Origin of the sequence: Streptomyces fulvoviolaceus (assembly GCF_000718165.1) — a bacterium.
In the GTDB taxonomy this organism is placed as follows: Bacteria; Actinomycetota; Actinomycetes; order Streptomycetales; family Streptomycetaceae; genus Streptomyces; species Streptomyces fulvoviolaceus.
Genome location: NZ_JOEY01000039.1, coordinates 13,825 through 31,589 on the forward strand (window position 1 = coordinate 13,825; position 17,765 = coordinate 31,589).

At 72.3% G+C, this 17,765-nt stretch carries 13 protein-coding genes; 1 reads left to right on the forward strand and 12 read right to left on the reverse strand.

Annotation, left to right across the window (positions count from 1 at the left end):
* Window positions 1-72 precede the first annotated feature (72 nt).
* From cobC to cobM, 5 genes are read right to left on the reverse strand one after another with little or no spacing between them, the layout of a single operon-like run.
* The gene (gene cobC, locus IG08_RS0135515) at window positions 73-1,134 is read right to left on the reverse strand and encodes an Rv2231c family histidinol phosphate aminotransferase CobC (RefSeq protein ID WP_234343046.1); all 1,062 of its coding nucleotides are present in this window, start codon (window positions 1,132-1,134) and stop codon (window positions 73-75) included.
* The gene (locus IG08_RS0135520) at window positions 1,124-2,050 is read right to left on the reverse strand and encodes a sirohydrochlorin chelatase (protein ID WP_030612435.1); all 927 of its coding nucleotides are present in this window, start codon (window positions 2,048-2,050) and stop codon (window positions 1,124-1,126) included. The genes cobC and IG08_RS0135520 overlap by 11 nt, the downstream gene beginning before the upstream one ends.
* A 46-nt stretch (window positions 2,051-2,096) precedes the next feature.
* Window positions 2,097-3,797, reverse strand: a complete 1,701-nt coding sequence (gene cobJ / locus IG08_RS0135525; protein WP_030612437.1) for a precorrin-3B C(17)-methyltransferase — start codon at window positions 3,795-3,797, stop codon at window positions 2,097-2,099.
* Window positions 3,794-5,044, reverse strand: a complete 1,251-nt coding sequence (locus IG08_RS0135530; protein ID WP_030612440.1) for a bifunctional cobalt-precorrin-7 (C(5))-methyltransferase/cobalt-precorrin-6B (C(15))-methyltransferase — start codon at window positions 5,042-5,044, stop codon at window positions 3,794-3,796. Before IG08_RS0135530 ends, cobJ begins: the two co-directional genes overlap by 4 nt.
* Window positions 5,041-5,859: a precorrin-4 C(11)-methyltransferase gene (gene cobM / locus IG08_RS0135535; RefSeq protein ID WP_030612443.1), complete on the reverse strand. Its 819-nt coding sequence runs from the start codon at window positions 5,857-5,859 to the stop codon at window positions 5,041-5,043. Before cobM ends, IG08_RS0135530 begins: the two co-directional genes overlap by 4 nt.
* A gap of 98 nt (window positions 5,860-5,957) precedes the next feature.
* On the opposite strand from cobM, the gene IG08_RS0135540 reads away from it, so the two are divergent.
* Window positions 5,958-6,686 (forward strand): ZIP family metal transporter, encoded by a 729-nt coding sequence (locus IG08_RS0135540; protein ID WP_030612446.1) that lies wholly within the window; start codon window positions 5,958-5,960, stop codon window positions 6,684-6,686.
* A 17-nt stretch (window positions 6,687-6,703) separates the two neighbouring features.
* On the opposite strand, the gene cobI is transcribed toward IG08_RS0135540, so the two are convergent.
* The 7 genes from cobI to IG08_RS0135575 are packed head-to-tail and all read right to left on the reverse strand — an operon-like array spanning window position 6,704 to window position 17,716.
* Entirely contained in the window at window positions 6,704-7,468 is a 765-nt protein-coding gene (cobI, locus tag IG08_RS0135545; protein WP_043456066.1) for a precorrin-2 C(20)-methyltransferase, read from the reverse strand.
* A complete protein-coding gene (locus IG08_RS0135550; protein ID WP_030612450.1) occupies window positions 7,453-9,000 on the reverse strand; it encodes a cobyrinic acid a,c-diamide synthase CobB in 1,548 nt (515 codons plus the stop codon). The genes cobI and IG08_RS0135550 overlap by 16 nt, the downstream gene beginning before the upstream one ends.
* Window positions 8,997-9,596, reverse strand: coding sequence for a cob(I)yrinic acid a,c-diamide adenosyltransferase (gene cobO, locus IG08_RS0135555; protein ID WP_030612453.1), 600 nt, complete (start codon window positions 9,594-9,596; stop codon window positions 8,997-8,999). The genes IG08_RS0135550 and cobO overlap by 4 nt, the downstream gene beginning before the upstream one ends.
* On the reverse strand, window positions 9,596-11,611 hold the full coding sequence (locus IG08_RS0135560; RefSeq protein ID WP_030612456.1) for a putative cobaltochelatase: 2,016 nt from the start codon (window positions 11,609-11,611) through the stop codon (window positions 9,596-9,598). The genes cobO and IG08_RS0135560 overlap by 1 nt, the downstream gene beginning before the upstream one ends.
* Entirely contained in the window at window positions 11,608-15,264 is a 3,657-nt protein-coding gene (cobN, locus tag IG08_RS0135565) for a cobaltochelatase subunit CobN (protein WP_030612460.1), read from the reverse strand. Before cobN ends, IG08_RS0135560 begins: the two co-directional genes overlap by 4 nt.
* On the reverse strand, window positions 15,261-16,769 hold the full coding sequence (locus IG08_RS0135570; RefSeq protein WP_030612463.1) for a cobyric acid synthase: 1,509 nt from the start codon (window positions 16,767-16,769) through the stop codon (window positions 15,261-15,263). Before IG08_RS0135570 ends, cobN begins: the two co-directional genes overlap by 4 nt.
* A complete protein-coding gene (locus IG08_RS0135575) occupies window positions 16,766-17,716 on the reverse strand; it encodes a cobalamin biosynthesis protein (protein WP_030612465.1) in 951 nt (316 codons plus the stop codon). The genes IG08_RS0135570 and IG08_RS0135575 overlap by 4 nt, the downstream gene beginning before the upstream one ends.
* Between the last annotated feature and the right edge of the window lie 49 nt (window positions 17,717-17,765).

Consider the following 17,765-nt stretch of genomic DNA (forward strand, 5'->3'; position numbering starts at 1 on the left):
CTTGCGATCGCACGCACCAGACGCCGCAGCGCCCGCCCTTCGGGCGGACGACGGGGGTTTGTTCACAGGCTCTCACCGGTCCGCCAGCGTCACCGCCTGGTCCAGCGCCTGGAGGAACGAGTTGACCGTGGCCCGGTCCCGTACCGCGAGCCGCAGCCACTCCTCGCCGAGTCCCGGGAACGTGTCCCCGCGCCGCACCGCGAAACCGAGGTTGCGCAGGTGCCGTCGTACGGCGGCGGCCCGCGGCAGGCCGATGAGGACGAAGGGACCCTCGGCGGGCTCGACGACCCTCAGGCCGTCCGGGCCGAACTCCCGTAGCCCGGCGACGAGATGGGCCCGGTCGGCGGCGATGCGGTGGGCCGCGTGGGCGGCCTCCGCCAGGGCCTGCGAGGAGACACACACCTCCGCCGCCGTGAGGGCCGGCGTGGACACCGGCCACAGTGGCTGGGCCCGCTCCAGTTCCGCGATCGTCTCCGGGGCGGCCAGGACATAGCCGATGCGCAGTCCGGCCAGCCCCCACGTCTTGGTGAGGCTGCGCAGCACCACGAGCCCGGGCACGTCCGTCCGCCCGGCCAGCGCCTCCCGCTCGCCCGGTACCGCGTCCATGAACGCCTCGTCCACCACCAACGTCCGCCCAGGACGGGCCAGTCGGGCGATGACGGCGGCCGGATGCAGGACCGACGTGGGGTTGGTCGGATTGCCGATCACCACCAGGTCCGCGTCCTCGGGGACGGCCGCCGGGTCCAGCCGGAAGCCGTCCTCCTCGCGCAGCAGGACCCGGTCGACCGTGTGGCCGGCGTCCCACAGTGCGGCCTCCGGCTCCGTGAACTGCGGGTGCACGACAGCCGGTTGACGGACCTTCAGGGCACGGGCGAGCAGCACGAAGGCCTCGGCCGCGCCCGCCGTCAGCAGCACACGCTCCACCGGGAGCCCGTGCCGCGCCGCCACGGCCGCCCGTGCGGTCCGCCCGTCCGGATACGCGGCCAGTTCGCCGAGAGAGCCCGCGATCCGCTCCCGCAGCCAGGCCGGAGGCGTGTCCGCCCGGACGTTCACGGCGAGGTCCGTGAGCTGAGCTCCGTCGTCGCGGACCTCGGCGTCCCCGTGGTGCCGCAGGTCGTGTCTCTCAGTGGGCATGGGAGGGCGCGCCATGGTGGTGTCCGTGGTGGTGATGGTGGCCGTCGTCGTCGGGGTGGAAGTGCGGCTGCTGCGGCAGTCCCACCTTGTCCTCGAACCCGGGCAGCGCGATGCGGTACACGCACGAGTCGCAGTTCATCCGCAGGTCGCCCTTGAGGGCCTCCCGGTACCGCTCCATCACCAGGTCGAGCAGCTCCGGCTCCGGACCGATGACCTCCGCGGACCGCACCTCGATCTCCGGGTGCGCGGCCGCCCAGCCCTCCGTCTGCTGCGTCACCCGCTCCGGCAGGATCCCGGTGAACAGGAAGTACGGCAGCACGACGATCCGCCTGGCGCCCAGTTTGACGCACCGGTCCAGCCCGCTCGGCACGTCCGGCGCCGCCAGCGACACGAACGCCGTCTCCACGCCCGCGTACCCGCGCCCCTCCCACAGCAGCCGGGCCGCCTTGTGCACCTCGGCGTTGGCGTCCGGGTCCGTCGAGCCGCGGCCGACCAGCAGCACGGTCACGTCCTCCCGGTCCGCGGGCGTCCGCACGGCGGAGCCCAGCGCCTCGTCCAGCCGCCGCTCCAGCACGTTCAGCAGCGACGGGTGCGGGCCCAGCGGACGCCCGTAGGTGTAGGAGATCCCCGGGTGCCGCTCCTTCTCGCGGGCCAGCGCGGCCGGGATGTCACCCTTGGCGTGCCCGGCGGACACCAGCATCAGCGGCACGGCGGCGAAACGCCGTACGCCCTGCTCCACCAGCTCGGTGACGGCGTCGCCCAGCGGTGGCGGGGACAGCTCGATGAAGCCGCCCGCGACGGTCAGTTCGGGGTGACGGCGCCCCAGCTCCCGGACGAAGTCGCGGAAGGCCTCGGCTCCGCCCTCGTCCCGGGTGCCGTGGCCGGCGATGAGCAGGGCGGGCTGGGGGGTGGTCACTGTTTCTCCTCGGAGAGCTCGGAAAGTTCGGAAAGCGAAGTGGGGTTCACTTGGTGTCCTCCTGCGATGCCTGCCAGCGGTAGCCGCGCGGCGTCACCATGCGCCCCGCGATGTCCCGGGTCGCCGTGTTGCCCACGGTCACGACCGTCATCATGTCGACCGTCGCCGGGTCGAGGGCGGCCAGTGTCGTCAGCCGGCTGGACTCGTCCGGGCGCGACGCGTTCCGTACGACACCGACCGGCGTCGTCGGCTCCCGATGCTCCGCGAGGATCGCCAGCGCCTTGGGCAGCTGCCAGTCCCGGCCGCGCGAGCGGGGATTGTAGAAGGTGACCACGATGTCCGCCTCGGCCGCCGCCCGCACCCGCCGCTCGATGACCTCCCACGGCGTGTGCAGGTCGGACAGGCTGATCGACACGTGGTCGTGCCCGAGCGGCGCACCGAGGATCGCGGCGGCCGCGAGCGCGGCGGTCACGCCCGGCACACCGATCACGTCGATGTCGTCGGACGCCTCGGCGAGTGCGGGGGAGGCCATGGCGTACACGCCCGCGTCCCCGCTGCCGATCAGCGCGACGGCCTGCCCCTTCCGGGCCTCTTCCACGGCCGTCCGCGCCCGCTCCTCCTCCGCGCCGAGCCCCGACTCCAGGATCCGGGTGCCGGGGCGCAGCAGATCGCGGATCTGGTCGACGTACTGGTCGAGCCCGACGAGCACGGAGGCGCGCCGCAGCTCCGCCTTCGCGCGGGGCGTCACCAGGTCCCGGGCGCCGGGTCCGAGCCCGACGACCGCGAGCCGGCCGCGCGCGGAACGCCGTACGACGGCACAGGTCGCCATCGCGGGCTGCCCGTCCGCGCGCTCCGACTTCCGCTTGGGGACGAGGAGTTCACCCCCGCGGGCGAGCGCGGCGGCCTCCGCGACGGAAGGGGTGCCGACGGCGGCGAGCGGCGCGTCGGAGGGGTTGGGCACCTCGACCTGCGCCAACTCCTCTGCGGAGTGGGTGACCAGGGGCACGCCCAGGCGCTGGGCGGCCGCCACGATGCCGGGCTCCTCGGCCTTGGCGTCGACGGTGGCGAGTTCGGCGATGCTACGGCGGGACAGTCCCGCATCCCCCAACGCGCTCTCGATCAGCCCGAGCACCTCGTCGACCGGCGCCCCCTTCGAGGCGCCGACGCCCACGACGAGGGACGGCGGCCGCAGGACGACCTCGCGCTCGGCGGCCTCGACGAGACGGTCCGTGAGGCGGATCGCGTACGCGCCTTCCTCGCCGACCCGGAGCGGAGGCAGCGGCCAGGCCAACTCGGCCTTCAACGCCACCGGTTCACCGTCGAGCATGGCCCGGGAGACCCCGGCCACATCGCCCTCCACGGGGAACCCGAGCGTGTCCAGACCGGGCACCCCCACCGCATCCGTCGCCGTGGTCACGACGGGCTCGGCGCCCAGCAACTCCCCGACCTCGCGGGCGAGTTCATTGGCCCCGCCGCCATGTCCGCCCACCAGCGACACGGCGAACCGCCCGCTCTCGTCGACGCACACGACACCCGGGTCGGACGCCTTGTCGCCGAGCAGCGGCGCGATCAGCCGTACGACTGCTCCCGTAGCCAGGAAACACACGAGCTGCTCGCACTCCGCGAACGCGGTCCGTACGGCGTCCCCGACGGGACCGTCGTACACGCGCGTGCGGTCCGGCCACGCCGCGGCCAGCCGGTCGCGCGCCGCCGCCCCCGCCGAGGTGGCGGAAATGAGGCCGATCACTGGGCAACTCCTTCTCGATATACGGGATATACGGGATGTACGGGGTTTCTGTTACCCCACAGCAGGAAAACCGGATTGGTCGCCGCGAGCCGGGTCACGTCCCCCGGCAGCGGCGCGAGCCGGGACGACTGCAGCAGCACCCCGTCGCAGTCGAACCCGGCGCCGGTGAGCGCCGCACGCACGGCCGGCACCCGGTCGAGCGCGGCCATGGCGACGACGACGGTCCGCCGGGCCCGCCGCGCGGACGCCGTCACGATGGCGGGCAGTTCACGCCCTCCGCCGCCGACGAACACGGCGTCGGGATCGTCGAGATCGGACAGCACGGTCGGCGCGGCCCCGTGCACGACGCGTACGTCGACGCCGTGCGCGGCGGCATTGGCACGGATCCGCTCGACCCCGTCCAGGGTCTTCTCGACCGCGATGACGGCGGCGCCGAACCGCGCGCACTCGACGGCCACGGACCCGGAGCCCGCGCCCAGGTCCCAGACCAGGTCGCCGAGGCGCGGCCCGAGCCGGGCCAGGGCGAGCGCCCGTACCTCGGACTTGGTGATCATCGAGTCCCGGTGGGCGAACTCGCCCTCCTCCAGGGCCCATCGGGTGGGCCCGGCAGGCGGCCCGGCGACGGTACGCACGGCGCCGAGCGCCCGCGCTTCGTCCAGGCACAGCACCACGCTCACCGCCGGACCCCAGTCCCGGGCAGCGGCCTCGGCGGGCGTGACCCGCTCGACGTGCTCGTCCGCGGAGCCCAGCGCGGAAGCCACGACGAGGACGCGCGCATCGCCCCTGAGCGCGGTGCCGAGCTCCGCCGGTCCGGCCCCCGGCCCGGTCAGCACGGCCACCTTGGGCCGGGCGCGGCACACATTCACCGCCGTACGCAGATCGCGCCCGTGCGCGCTGACGACCACGGCGTCGTCCCAGGGCAGTCCCGCACGCGCGAAGGCGGTGGCGACGGAGGAGACACCGGGCCGGACGTCCAGCGCGGCGGAACCGAACCGCTCGGCCAGCACCCGCACGATCCCGAAGAACCCGGGATCCCCGGAGGCGAGCACGACGACCGGGCTCTGCTTGTCGAGATGCCGCTCGATGACGTCCAGCGCCGGTGCCAGCGGACCGAGGACGACCTGCTCGGCGCCGTCGGGGACCGGCGCGGCGGCCAGATGCCGCCGCCCGCCCACGACGAGCCGCGCCCCGGCCAGTGCCTCGGCCGGAACCGGCGCCCCCGTCCCCGTGCCGACAACCGTGATCACGTACTCGCACCCCGCTCGCGCAGAGCCCTGCGGGCCGCCGGGTCGGCCCTGCGGTAACCGTGGAAGTGACCGGGGTGGTAGAGATGCGAGCGCGTGCCCTCGGCGTCGAGCGCCGGGCCGACCAGGAAGAGCGTGTGCTTCCAGAGCTTGTGCTCCTTGACCGTCTCCTCCAGCGTCTCGATCGTGCACCGCACGATCAGCTCCTCCGGCCAGGTCACCTGGTAGGCCACCACGACCGGAGTGGAGGTCGGATAACCACCCTCCAGCAGCTCCCGCACGAGCTGCCCGCTGCGCGCCGCCGACAGGAAGATCGCCATGGTGGTGCCGTGCTTGGCGAACTCCCGCACCTCCTCCCCGGGCGGCATCGGCGTCTTGCCGCCGCCGAGCCGGGTGAGGACGACGGACTGCGCGACCTCCGGGATGGTCAACTCGCGCTGCGCGAGCGCGGCGACGGCGGAGAACGCGGAGACGCCGGGGATCACCTCGGTCGCGATGCCGATCCGGGCACACCGGTCCAGCTGCTCCTGGGTACCGCCCCAGAGGGCGGGATCGCCGGAGTGAATACGGGCGACGTGCAGGCCCTCGGCGACGGCCCGCTCGTAAACGGCGACGACGTCTTCGAGCGACATCGTCGCCGAGTCGAGGATCTCCGCGCCCTCGCGCGCGTGCTCGAGGACCTCCGCCTGCACCAGGCTCGCGGCCCAGATCACGACGTCGGCCTCGGCGATGGCGCGCGCGGCACGGAACGTCAGCAGGTCGGCGGCGCCGGGGCCGGCACCGACGAAGGTCACCTTGCCGGTGGGGGCATCGGCCATGGGATCGGTCCTCTCTGGTAAAGCTCTGGGTCTTACGAGTGCTGCGGCTGTCGCCGCCGGATGTGCGCGAACGGGGCTTGATCGGATACCAAGGGCCTATGGCGGTCTTCGTCGCGCTCGGCGCGTTCCTGATGACGCTGGCCGGCGGCTGGACGGCACTGCGTGTGACCGACCGCCGTCATCTGGTCCTGGGCCTGGCCGGTGGCCTGATGCTGGGTGTGGTCGGCCTGGATCTGCTGCCGGAGGCGCTGGACGCGGCCGGCACCGAGGTCTTCGGCGTACCCGCGGCCCTGCTCCTCTTCGTGGCCGGCTTCCTGCTGGCCCATCTGGTGGAACGTCTGCTGGCGGTGCGGCAGGCCGCGCACGGCGCCGACGAGCACAACGGCCGGGCCCCCGAGGTGGGCCTGACGGCAGCCGCCGCGATGGTCGGCCACAGCGCCATGGACGGCGTGGCGATCGGCGCGGCCTTCCAGGTGGGCGGCGGCATGGGTACGGCGGTCGCGCTGGCCGTCGTAGCCCACGACTTCGCGGACGGCTTCAACACGTACACGATCACGAGCCTGTACGGGAACGCCCGCCGCAAGGCGATCGCGATGCTGCTCGCGGACGCGGCGGCCCCGGTGGTCGGCGCGGCCTCCACGCTCTTCTTCACCATCCCGGAACAGCTGCTCGGCGGCTATCTCGGCTTCTTCGGCGGCGCGCTCCTCTACCTGGCGGCGGCCGAGATCCTCCCCGAGGCCCACCACGAACACCCCGCCCGCTCGACCCTGTTGTGCACGGTCGTGGGGGTGGGATTCATCTGGCTGGTGGTGGGGATCGCAGGTTGATCCGGATCTGGGGCCGGTCACAGCTTTCCGCCCCGCCCGCCCTCGCGCCGCGCGGGCGCGATGAGCGTCGACAGGTACGGCAGGGCAGCCCCGTCGAGCTCGGCGGCCGGCCGGATGTCCTCGGACTCCAGCCCCAGCGCCGACCCCCATACGGCGTCCTCGATCCGCCCGGTCTCCCGCAGCGCCTCGGCCACCTCGCCGGCCTGTCGCCCGAACTTGTACGCGACGACGGTCCCGGGCCCGTTGAGGGCGTCCTTGAGCGCGGCGGCTCCGGCGGTCACGGGAACGAGGGTCAGCGGCTCGGTCCCCTCCGTGAGAACAGCCCCCGACCGCGCGGCAAGGTCCTGCATGGCGGTGATCCCGGGCACGGTCTCGACGACGACGCCGGGCACGAGCTCGGCGATGGTCTGCGCGAGATAGGTGAAGGTGGAGTACACGTTGGGGTCGCCGATGGTCGCGAAGGCGACGGCAGCGTGCCGGTCGAGCAGCTCGACGACCCGCGCCCCGGCCGCGTCCCAGGCGGCCTCCCGCCGCGCCCGGTCGCTGCGCTCGTTGAGCGCGAACACCACCCGGACGACCTTCTCCTCGGGCACGTAGTGCAGCACGGTGGCTTCGGCCCGTCCCCGCTCCCCGCCATCTTTTCCATCAGACGCAGCCATCACGGGTACGACAACGACATCGGCGGCACGCAGAGCGTTGACGCCCTTGACGGTCACCAGCTCGGGATCGCCCGGGCCCACCCCGACTCCGATCAACCTGCTGCTGCTCATGACGTCCGGCACCTCTCCACGAACCTACGGGCGACACCGGGCTCGGACGCCCAGTGCGTGTGCAGATAACTCGCGTGCACACCACGCTGTACAAAACCCTCGAGCCGCCGTTTCGGAGTGCGCACACCCCAGGCGGCCTCCGGCCCCGAGCCGGGCTCGACGACCGTCCGATGAAACTCGTGCCCTCGCATCCGAGTCCCGGCGACCGCCAGCACACTGTCGCTCACGGCCACGGCGTCCCGATACCCCAGGGTGAGCCGCTCGTCCATCCGCGCAGTGGCGTCGAGCACCCCACACATGGGCTGCCCGTCGAGCTCATGGCAGAGATACAGCAGCCCGGCGCACTCGGCGGCAACGGGCGCGCCACTCTCCGCGAGGGCCGCGACGGACTTGCGGAGCGGTTCGTTGGCGGACAGCTCGGCCGCGTACACCTCGGGGAACCCGCCACCGATGACCAACCCGGCCGTCCCGTCGGGCAGTTGCTCGTCCCGGAGCGGATCGAAGGTGACGACCTCGGCACCGGCGGCGGCGAGCAGCTCGGCGTGCTCGGCGTAGGAGAACGTGAACGCTGCTCCACCGGCAACGGCAACCCTCAGCCTGTCCGGCGCGTGATGTTTTCGCCCCCGCCGCCCCTTCCCGTTCCCGTCCCCGGGGGCTCCGCCCCCGGACCCCCGCTCCTCAAACGCCGGAGAGGCTGATTTAGCCCGTCCGGCGTTTGAGGACGAGGCCCCTTCAGGGCCGATGCGGGGGTCTGGGGGCGCAGCCCCCAGGGACGGGACGGGAAGGGGCGGCGGGGGCGAGGAAGCCAAGACCTCAGCCGCATCCCAAGCCGCACACGACAACGCCCCCGCACTTCGCGCAAGCGCCAGCAGCCCCTCAAGATCACACCCTGCCTCGACCTGCGCGGCCATCGCAGCCACAGCCTCCACCGCAGCAGCCTGCCGCTCGGCAACCGGCACCAACCCCAGATGCCGAGAAGGCGTATCCACCTGCCGTACGCGCCGCAGCACCCCCAGAACAGGAACTCCAGCCTGCTCCAACGCCTCCCGCAACAACTCCTCATGCCGATCAGACGCGACCTTGTTCAGAATCACGCCCCCGACCCGAACCTCCGGATCCCACGAGGCAAACCCATGCACCAGCGCCGCAACGGACCGAGACTGCGACGACGCGTCGACGACCAGCACCACCGGCGCCCGCAACAACTTCGCGACATGCGCGGTGGACGCCAGCTCACCTTCCCCCGCAGCCCCGTCGTACATCCCCATGACACCCTCGACGACCGCGAGGTCACACCCCCGCGCCCCGTGCAGGAACAACGGCCCGACCAGCTCCGCCCCGCACAGATACGCATCGAGGTTCCGCCCCACCCGCCCGGTGGCGAGCGCGTGATACCCGGGATCGATGTAGTCCGGCCCCACCTTGTGCGGAGACACCGCAAGCCCCCGCGAGGCGAACGCGGCCATCAGCCCCGTGGCAACGGTGGTCTTGCCACTGCCCGACGAGGGCGCGGCAATGACCAGTCGAGGGACGGAAGACGTCACCACTCGATGCCCCTCTGCCCCTTCTGCCCGGCGTCCATGGGGTGCTTCACCTTGGACATGTCGGTCACGAGGTCGGCGAAGTCGACGAGCTTCTCGGGCGCGTTCCGCCCGGTGATGACCACATGCTGGGTGCCCGGCCGATCCCGCAGCACGGAGACGACCTCATCCACGTCGACCCACCCCCAGTGCATGGGATAGGCGAACTCGTCCAGCACATACAACTTGTACGTCTCGGCAGCGAGGTCCCGCTTGACCTGCTCCCAGCCCTCCCGGGCCTTCTCCTCGTTGTCCATCTGGGAGTCCCGCTGAACCCAGGACCACCCCTCGCCCATCTTGTGCCAGTCGACGGACCCGCCCTCACCGCTGGCGCCCAGCACCCGCAGCGCGTTCTCCTCGCCGACCTTCCACTTCGCCGACTTGACGAACTGGAACACCCCGATGGGCCACCCCTGGTTCCAGGCGCGCAGAGCAAGCCCGAAAGCAGCGGTGGACTTGCCCTTCCCCACCCCCGTGTGCACCACGACAAGAGGCCGATTACGACGCTGACGAGTAGTCAGGCCGTCGTCCGGCACCACACTCGGCTGTCCCTGCGGCACTACGCGGCCCTCCTCGAATTGCCCTGAACTTCCTTGACCAGCCCGGCGATCGAGTCCGCCCGCAGCTCGTCCAACGTCACCGCGGTACCCCCCAGCTCACCGGCGAGCTGCCCGGCGAGCCCGAGCCGCACGGGCCCGGTCTCGCAGTCGACGACCACGGAGGCAACACCCTCGGCGGCGAACAGCCGCGCCGCCCGCCCGGCGAGGGCGACCGGCTCGGGCCCACCCGTGGCGCGCCCGTCCGTCACCACCACGACCAACGCCCGCCGCGCCGGATCCCGCAGCCGCTCCACCCGCAGCACCTCGTGCGCCCGAAGCAGCCCGGCGGCGATCGGCGTCCGCCCACCCGTCGGCAGAGACTCCAGCCGAACCGCCGCCGCGTCCACCGACGAGGTGGGCGGCAGCGCGACATCGGCGGCGGACCCCCGAAACGTCACCAGCCCCACCTTGTCCCGCCGCTGATAGGCGTCCAGCAGCAGCGAAAGAACAGCCCCCTTCACCGCACTCATCCGCTGCCGAGCCGCCATCGACCCCGACGCGTCGACCACGAACAGCACGAGGTTCCCCTCACGCCCCTCCCGGGTGGCCTGCCGCAGATCGTCCCGGCGTACGACGAGCCCGCGCCCCGACCGCCCACGCGCCCGCTGATGCGGCGCCGCCGCCTGGATGGTCGCCGCCAGGTGCAGCTTGGTCAGCGCCCCTTGGGGCCGCCGCGCCCCGGTCGTCCGCCCGTGCTCGGTCCGCGCCCGCGAACGCCGCCCGGCGGCACCCTCACCGAGACCGGGCACGCTCAGCACCTTGGTCCGGAAGGGCTCGGAGGCCCGCACGGGCTGCTGCTCCCCGGCCCCGGAGGCCTGCGGCTGCCCGTCCTCACCGGCCTCGGGCTGAGCGCCCGTGTCCCCGTCCTGCGGCGGCCCGTCGGAGTCGGAAGGGGACTGTCCGCCGCCTCCACCGGGCCCGTCGGGATCGGGATCCTCGTCGTTCTCGCCCTGGCCCTCGCCCTCCCCGGAGAACTCCTCCAGCGTCTCGTCGAGCTTGTCCTCGTCAAGTCCCGGCGCGTCAAAGGGATTACGGCGCCTGCGGTGCGGCAGCGCGAGCAGCGCCGCCTGTCGCACGTCCTCGGCGAGCACCTCGGTCCGCCCGGCCCACGCGGCCAGCGCGGTCGCCGTACGTGCCATCACGATGTCGGCCCGCATGCCGTCCACCTCGAAGGCCGCACAGGTCGCGGCGATCTGCCGCAGCGCCCCGTCGCCGAGCCGCACCGACGGCAACAACTCCCGTGCGGCGACGATGCGTTGACGTACGGACGCTTCCTCGTCCGCCCAGCGCTCGGCGAAACCGGCCGGGTCGTCGTCGTAGGCGAGCCGCCGCCGTACGACCTCCACCCGCTGGTCGGGCTCCCGTGAGGCGGCGACCTCGACGGTCAGCCCGAACCGGTCGAGCAACTGCGGCCGCAGCTCGCCCTCTTCGGGGTTCATGGTGCCGACGAGCAGGAACTTCGAGGCGTGCCGTACGGAGACACCCTCCCGCTCCACATACGACGCCCCCATCGCGGCCGCGTCCAGCAGCAGGTCGACCAGGTGGTCGTGGAGGAGGTTGACCTCGTCGACGTAGAGGATGCCGCGGTGCGCGTCCGCGAGGAGCCCCGGCTCGAAGGCCTTCACGCCCTCGGCGAGCGCGCGCTCGATGTCGAGGGCGCCGACGAGCCGGTCCTCGGAGGCGCCGACGGGGAGTTCGACCATGCGGGACGCTCGGAAAGTCCCCGCTCCCGCCTCGTGCGGCCCGTCCGGGCAGGCGGGGTCCGGCTTGGCGGGGTCGCAGGAGAAACGGCACCCGGGGACGACGGAGACCTCCGGCAGCAGCGCCGAGAGCGCCCGCACCGCCGTCGACTTGGCGGTGCCCTTCTCGCCGCGCACCAGCACACCGCCCACGGCGGGGGACACGGCGTTCAGCAGCAGCGCGAGCCGTAGGTCGTCCTGGCCGACGACGGCCGTGAACGGAAAGGGGGTACTCACTTGTCGTCGCCCTCCAAGTCGCCTTCCAGCTCCAGGTAGGTGGCCCGCAGCCGTTCCAGGGTGTCGGCGTCCGGCTCGGCCCACAGTCCGCGGTCGGCGGCCTCCAGGAGCCGTTCCGTGATGCCGCGCAGCGCCCAGGGGTTGGACTTCTTCATGAAGTCCCGGTTCTCCTGGTCGAAGACGTACTCCGCGCTGAGCTTCTCGTACATCCAGTCGTCGACGACCCCGGCGGTGGCGTCGTAGCCGAAGAGGTAGTCGACGGTCGCCGCCATCTCGAAGGCGCCCTTGTAGCCGTGCCGCCGCATCGCCGCCATCCAGCGCGGGTTGACCACGCGGGCGCGGAAGACGCGGTGGGTCTCCTCGCCGAGGGTGCGGGTCTTCACCTGGTCGGGCGTCGCGGAGTCACCCACATACGCCTCCGGACTCGCCCCCGTCAGATGCCGGACCATGGCGACCATGCCGCCGTGGTACTGGAAGTAGTCGTCGGCGTCGACGAGATCGTGCTCGCGGGTGTCGACGTTCTTCGCGGCCACGGCGATGCGCTTGAACGCCGTCTCCATGTCCCCGCGCGCCGCCCGTCCGTCGAGCCCGCGCCCGTACGCGTAGCCGCCCCAGACCGCGTACACCTCGGCGAGGTCTGCGTCCGAACGCCAGTTGCGGGCGTCGATCAGCGGCAGCAGACCGGCGCCGTACGCGCCCGGCTTGGAGCCGAAGATACGGGCGGTCGCGCGCCGCCGGTCACCGTGCTCGGCGGTGTCCGCGTCGGTGTGCGCCTTCACGAAGTTCTGCTCGCCGGGCTCGTCCAACTCGGCCACGGCCCGTACGGCGTCGTCGATCAGACCGACGACGTGCGGGAACGCGTCCCGGAAGAAGCCGGAGATACGGACCGTGACGTCGATGCGAGGCCGGCCGAGCTCGGCGAGCGGGACGATCTCGAAGCCGGTCACGCGGCGCGAGGCGTCGTCCCACACCGGGCGGCAGCCGAGGAGCGCCAGGATCTCGGCGATGTCGTCGCCCTGGGTGCGCATCGCGGACGTGCCCCAGACCGTCAGGCCGACGGACTTCGGGTAGTCGCCGGTGTCCTGCAGATACCGCTGCACGAGCGAGTCCGCGAGGGACTGCCCGACCTCCCAACTCAGCCTGGACGGAATGGCCTTGGGGTCGACGGAGTAGAAGTTGCGGCCGGTCGGGAGGACGTTGACGAGCCCGCGGGTCGGCGAGCCGGACGGGCCCGCCGGCACGTAACCGCCGTCAAGTGCCTTGAGGATGTGGTCGATCTCGTCGGTGGTCTTCGCCAGGCGAGGCACGACCTCGTTGCAGGCGAACTCCAACACCGCGACGGCGTCGGGGAGTTCGGTGCCGAGCACCTCCCGTACGAGGGGTGCGCTCTCGGCGACCGCCCAGCTCCGCTCCTCCATGCCCTCCGCGAGCCGCCGGCACAGCTGCTCCAGCAGGTCGATCGCGTCGGCGGCGCTGCGCGACGGCCCGTCCACCAGGTCCGTCAGCTCGACCGGCGCCTTCACCGGAGCGCCCGGCTCGGCGAGCAACTCCTTCTCGACGAGCCCGAAATGGGCGGCCAGCGAGGCCCGCAGCCCCGGCAGCGCGTTCGCCTGCCCGCCCCACACCTGCGAGGCGCGCAGCACGGCGAGCACGAGGTTCACGCGCGGTTCGGCGACCGGACCGCCGCCCAGGATGTGCAGCCCGTCCCGGATCTGCACGTCCTTGATCTCGCACAGATAGCCGTCGATGTGCATGACGAACTCGTCGAACGTCTCGTCGTCCGGCTGGTCCTCGACGTGCAGGTCGTGGTGCAGCTCGGCCGCCTTCACCAGCGTCCAGATCTGCGCGCGCACGGCCGGCGCCTTCGTCGGGTCCAGGTCGGAGACGAGCGCGTACTCGTCGAGGAGCTGCTCCAGCTTGGCCAGGTCGCCGTAGGTGTCGGCACGCGCCATCGGCGGCACCAGGTGGTCGACGACGGTGGCGTGGCCACGCCGCTTGGCCTGGGTGCCCTCGCCGGGGTCGTTGACGATGAACGGGTAGATGAGCGGGAGTTCACCGAGGACGGCGTCCGGCGCACAACCACCGCTGAGCCCAAGTCCCTTGCCCGGCAGCCACTCCATCGTGCCGTGCTTGCCCATGTGGACGATGGCGTCGGCGCCGAAGCTGTTCTCCAGCCAACGGTAGGCCGCCATGTAGTGGTGCGACGGCGGCATGTCGGGGTCGTGGTAGATCGCGATCGGGTTCTCGCCGAAGCCGCGCGGCGGCTGGATCATCACGACGACGTTCCCGAACTGCAGCGAGGCGAGCACGATCTCGTCCCCGTCGACGTACAGCGAGCCCGGAGGCTCGCCCCACGCCTCCAACATCCCGTCCCGGAGCTCGGGGTCGAGCTTGTCGAACCACGCCCGGTAGTCGGCGAGCGGCACGCGCGCGGGAGCGGCGGCCAGTTGCTCCTCGGTGAGCCATTCGACGTCATGGCCACCGGCGTTGATGAGCGTGTGGATCAGCTCGTCGCCGTTGTCGGGGTGGCCCTCGACGACGTACCCGGCGTCCCGCAGCGCGTCCAGGACCTGGATGGCCGAGGCGGGCGTGTCCAGTCCCACGGCGTTTCCGACCCGCGAGTGCTTGGTCGGGTACGCGGTGAAGACGAGCGCGAGCTTCTTCTCCGCGTTCGGCTTGTGCTTCAACCGCGCGTGCCGTACGGCGATTCCGGCGACCCGCGCGGCCCGCTCGGGGTCGGCGACGTAGACCGGGACGTCGTCCGGGCCCTGCTCCTTGAAGGAGAACGGCACGGTGATGAGGCGTCCGTCGAACTCCGGGATCGCGACCTGCATCGCCGCGTCCATGGGGGAGAGGGCGGCGTCGGACTCGTCCCACGCCTGCTTCGACGACGTAAGGCAAAGCCCTTGCAGCACAGGCACGTTGAGGTCGGCGAGCGCCCCGATGTCCCAGGCCTCCTCGTCACCGCCGGCCGAGGCCTGCGAGGCGTGGGTACCGCCGGCGGCGAGGACGGTGGCGACGAGGGTGTCGGCCTTGCCCAGGATCTCGTACAGCTCGGCGTCCGCCCCGCGCAGCGAACCGCAGTACACGGGAAGGGCGTTGGCCCCCCGTGCCTCGATCGCGTCGCACAGGGTGTCCACGAAGGCGGTGTTGCCGCTGAGTTCGTGGGCCCGGTAGAAGAGCACGCCGACGGTCGGCCGGCCTGCCTGGATGGTGGGTTCGCCATGGACGCCGTACTCCGGCATCTTCTGCGGCTCGACGAACCCCTCGCCCGTCAGCAGCACGGTGTCGGACAGGAACCGGGCGAGTTCCACCAGGTTCGCCGGCCCGCCCTCGACGAGATAGCGCAGCGCCTCCGCCACGACACCGGCCGGCACGGACGACTCGGCCATCAACTCGGCGTCGGGCACGGTCTCGCCACCGAGCAGGACGGTCGGAATGCCGGCGGCCTTGAGAGCAGCCAGCCCGTCCTCCCAGGCCCGCTTGCCACCGAGCAGCCGTACGACGGCGATGTCCGCGCCCTCGACGAGCGCGGGCAGCTCCTCCGCGACATCCACCCGGGTCGGATTGCCGATCCGGTACGAGGCACCGGAGGCGGCCCGGGCCGCCAACAGATCGGTGTCGGCGGTCGACAACAACAACACTGTGCTCATGCGGGCGCTCCCGGTGGGATGAAAGGCAGTCCTTGAGGCGCGCCGGACTCGATGAGCCGCCACAGCGCGTCCGTGTCCGCGTGCTGTTCGATCAGGTCGCCGAGCCGGTCGAGCTGCTCCTCGCGCAGCGCGGCGAACGAAGTGTCGGGCGCCGGCACGAAACGGCGGCCCGCGGCGGCCGCCACCTCGCGCAGGAAGGCCCGCCGGAACCCGTCGGACTCCAGCGAACCGTGCCAGTGCGTGCCCCAGGTCTGACCGACCCGGCAGCCGTCCAAGAAGGGGTCCCCGCCTGCGATCTCGGCGACCCCGTGATGGATCTCGTACCCCTCGACATGCTCACCGAGGGCTTCGCCGACGGGCCGGGTGAGGGTCTTCTCGCGGGCGAACCGCACCCGGACGGGAAGGATCCCGAGCCCCTCGACATGACCCTGCCGGCTCTCGACCTCGTCCTCGATGTGCTCGCCGAGGACCTGGAAGCCGCCGCAGATGCCGAGAACGGGCTTGTGCTCGGCGGCCCTTCGAGTGATGGCCTCCGCCAGCCCCCGCTCCCGCAGCCACTCCAGGGCCCGTACGGTCCCCCGGGTCCCCGGAATGACGACCAGATCGGCGTCGGCCAACTCCTCCGGCCGGTCCACGAACCGTACGACGACGCCCGGTTCGGCGGCCAGGGCGTCCACGTCCGTGAAGTTGGACATGAGCGGGATCGCGCAGACGGCGACGCGCAGGACGTCCTCGCCGACGGGCGGGGCCGTGTTCGACTCCCGTACCGTCCCCCGCAACGACACCCGCAGCCCGTCCTCCTCGTCGATGCCGAGGCCGTGCCGGAAGGGCAGGACACCGTAGGTGTGCCGCCCGGTGAGCCCGTGGAGCATGTCGAGCCCCGGTTCCAGGAGGCTGACATCCCCCCGGAACTTGTTGACGAGGAACCCGGCGACGAGCGCCTGATCCTCGGGGGAGAGGAGGGCGACGGTCCCGAAGAAGGAGGCGAAGACGCCCCCACGGTCGATGTCACCCACCACCAGCACAGGCAGCCCGGCATTCCGGGCGATCCCCATGTTGACGATGTCGGTGCGCCTGAGGTTGATCTCAGCCGGGCTCCCGGCCCCCTCGCAGATCACCGCGTCATACGTGCCCCGCAACTCGGCGAGACAGTCGAGCACGGTGCCGAGCAGCTGTTGCTGCCGTCCCCCGTGATAGCCACGGGCGCTCAGCTCACCGATCGGCTTCCCGAGCAGCACGACCTGGCTGCTCTGCTCGCCGCCCGGCTTCAGCAGCACGGGATTCATCAGCGCGGTCGGCTCGACCCGACAGGCCTGCGCCTGCATGGCCTGAGCCCGCCCGATCTCGGCACCTTCCCGCGTCACGAACGAATTCAGGGACATGTTCTGCGCCTTGAAGGGCGCGACCTTGACCCCCTGCCGCACCAGCCACCGGCAGATCCCGGCGGTGACGACACTCTTGCCGGCGTCGGAGGTGGTGCCCGCGACGAGAAGACCACCGCTCATGAGGTACGCCCCTTTCGACCCGTCACCACGAGCCGTGCGGCGACGCTGACGCCGAGCGCGCACCAGCCGACGCGACGGGACAGCCGTACGGCCCGTTCGATGTCCTGGGTGGCGACGGTGCGCCCCCGCTGATTGAGCACAGGCCGGTGCTCGACCCGCCCCGCATACGACAGCGTCCCGCCGAGCCGCACCCCCAGCGCCCCCGCGAACGAGGCCTCCACGGGCCCGGCATTGGGACTCGGATGCTGCGCGGCATCGGCACGCCAGGCCCGTACGGCCCCCCGCGGATCCGGACCGGTCAGGGCGGCGAGTACGGCGGTGAGTCGCGCCCCCGGCCATCCCGCGAGGTCGTCGAGCCGGGCGGAAGCCCACCCGTACCGCCGGTACTTGGCCGACTTGTGCCCGACCATGGCGTCGAGGGTGTTGACGGCCCGGAACCCGAGAAGCCCCGGCACCCCACCGACAGCCCCCCACACGAGCGCCCCCACGACGGCGTCGGAGGTGTTCTCGGCAACGGACTCGACGACGGCCCGGGCGATCCCGTCGGCGTCCAGGGCCTGCGGATCCCGCCCGCACAGATGCGGCAGCCGTGCCCTGGCCCCGTCGACGTCCCCCGCCTCCAGGGCACGCCCGACAGTCCGGGCCTCCCGGGCGAGCGAAGTCCCCCCGACGACGGCCCAGGTGGCGGCACCGGTCAGCGCGACGGAAGCGGCGGGGGAGGTACGTACGGTACGAGCGGCGACGGCCCCGAGGGCGACGACGCCACCGGCACACACGAGGGTGTGCAGCGCCCCCCACCCCCGGTGGTCCCGCCACAACCCCCGCTCCACGGCACCCGCGGCCCGCCCGAACACGGCCACCGGATGCCCGCGGCGCGGATCGCCGAGCAGAAGGTCACCTAGGAGGCCGGCGGCGGCGCCGTACGCGAAGACGCGATCGGCACGCATCGGCTCAGCCGGCCGTGGGGTCGGGCAGCGACCTGGTGACGCACCTCAA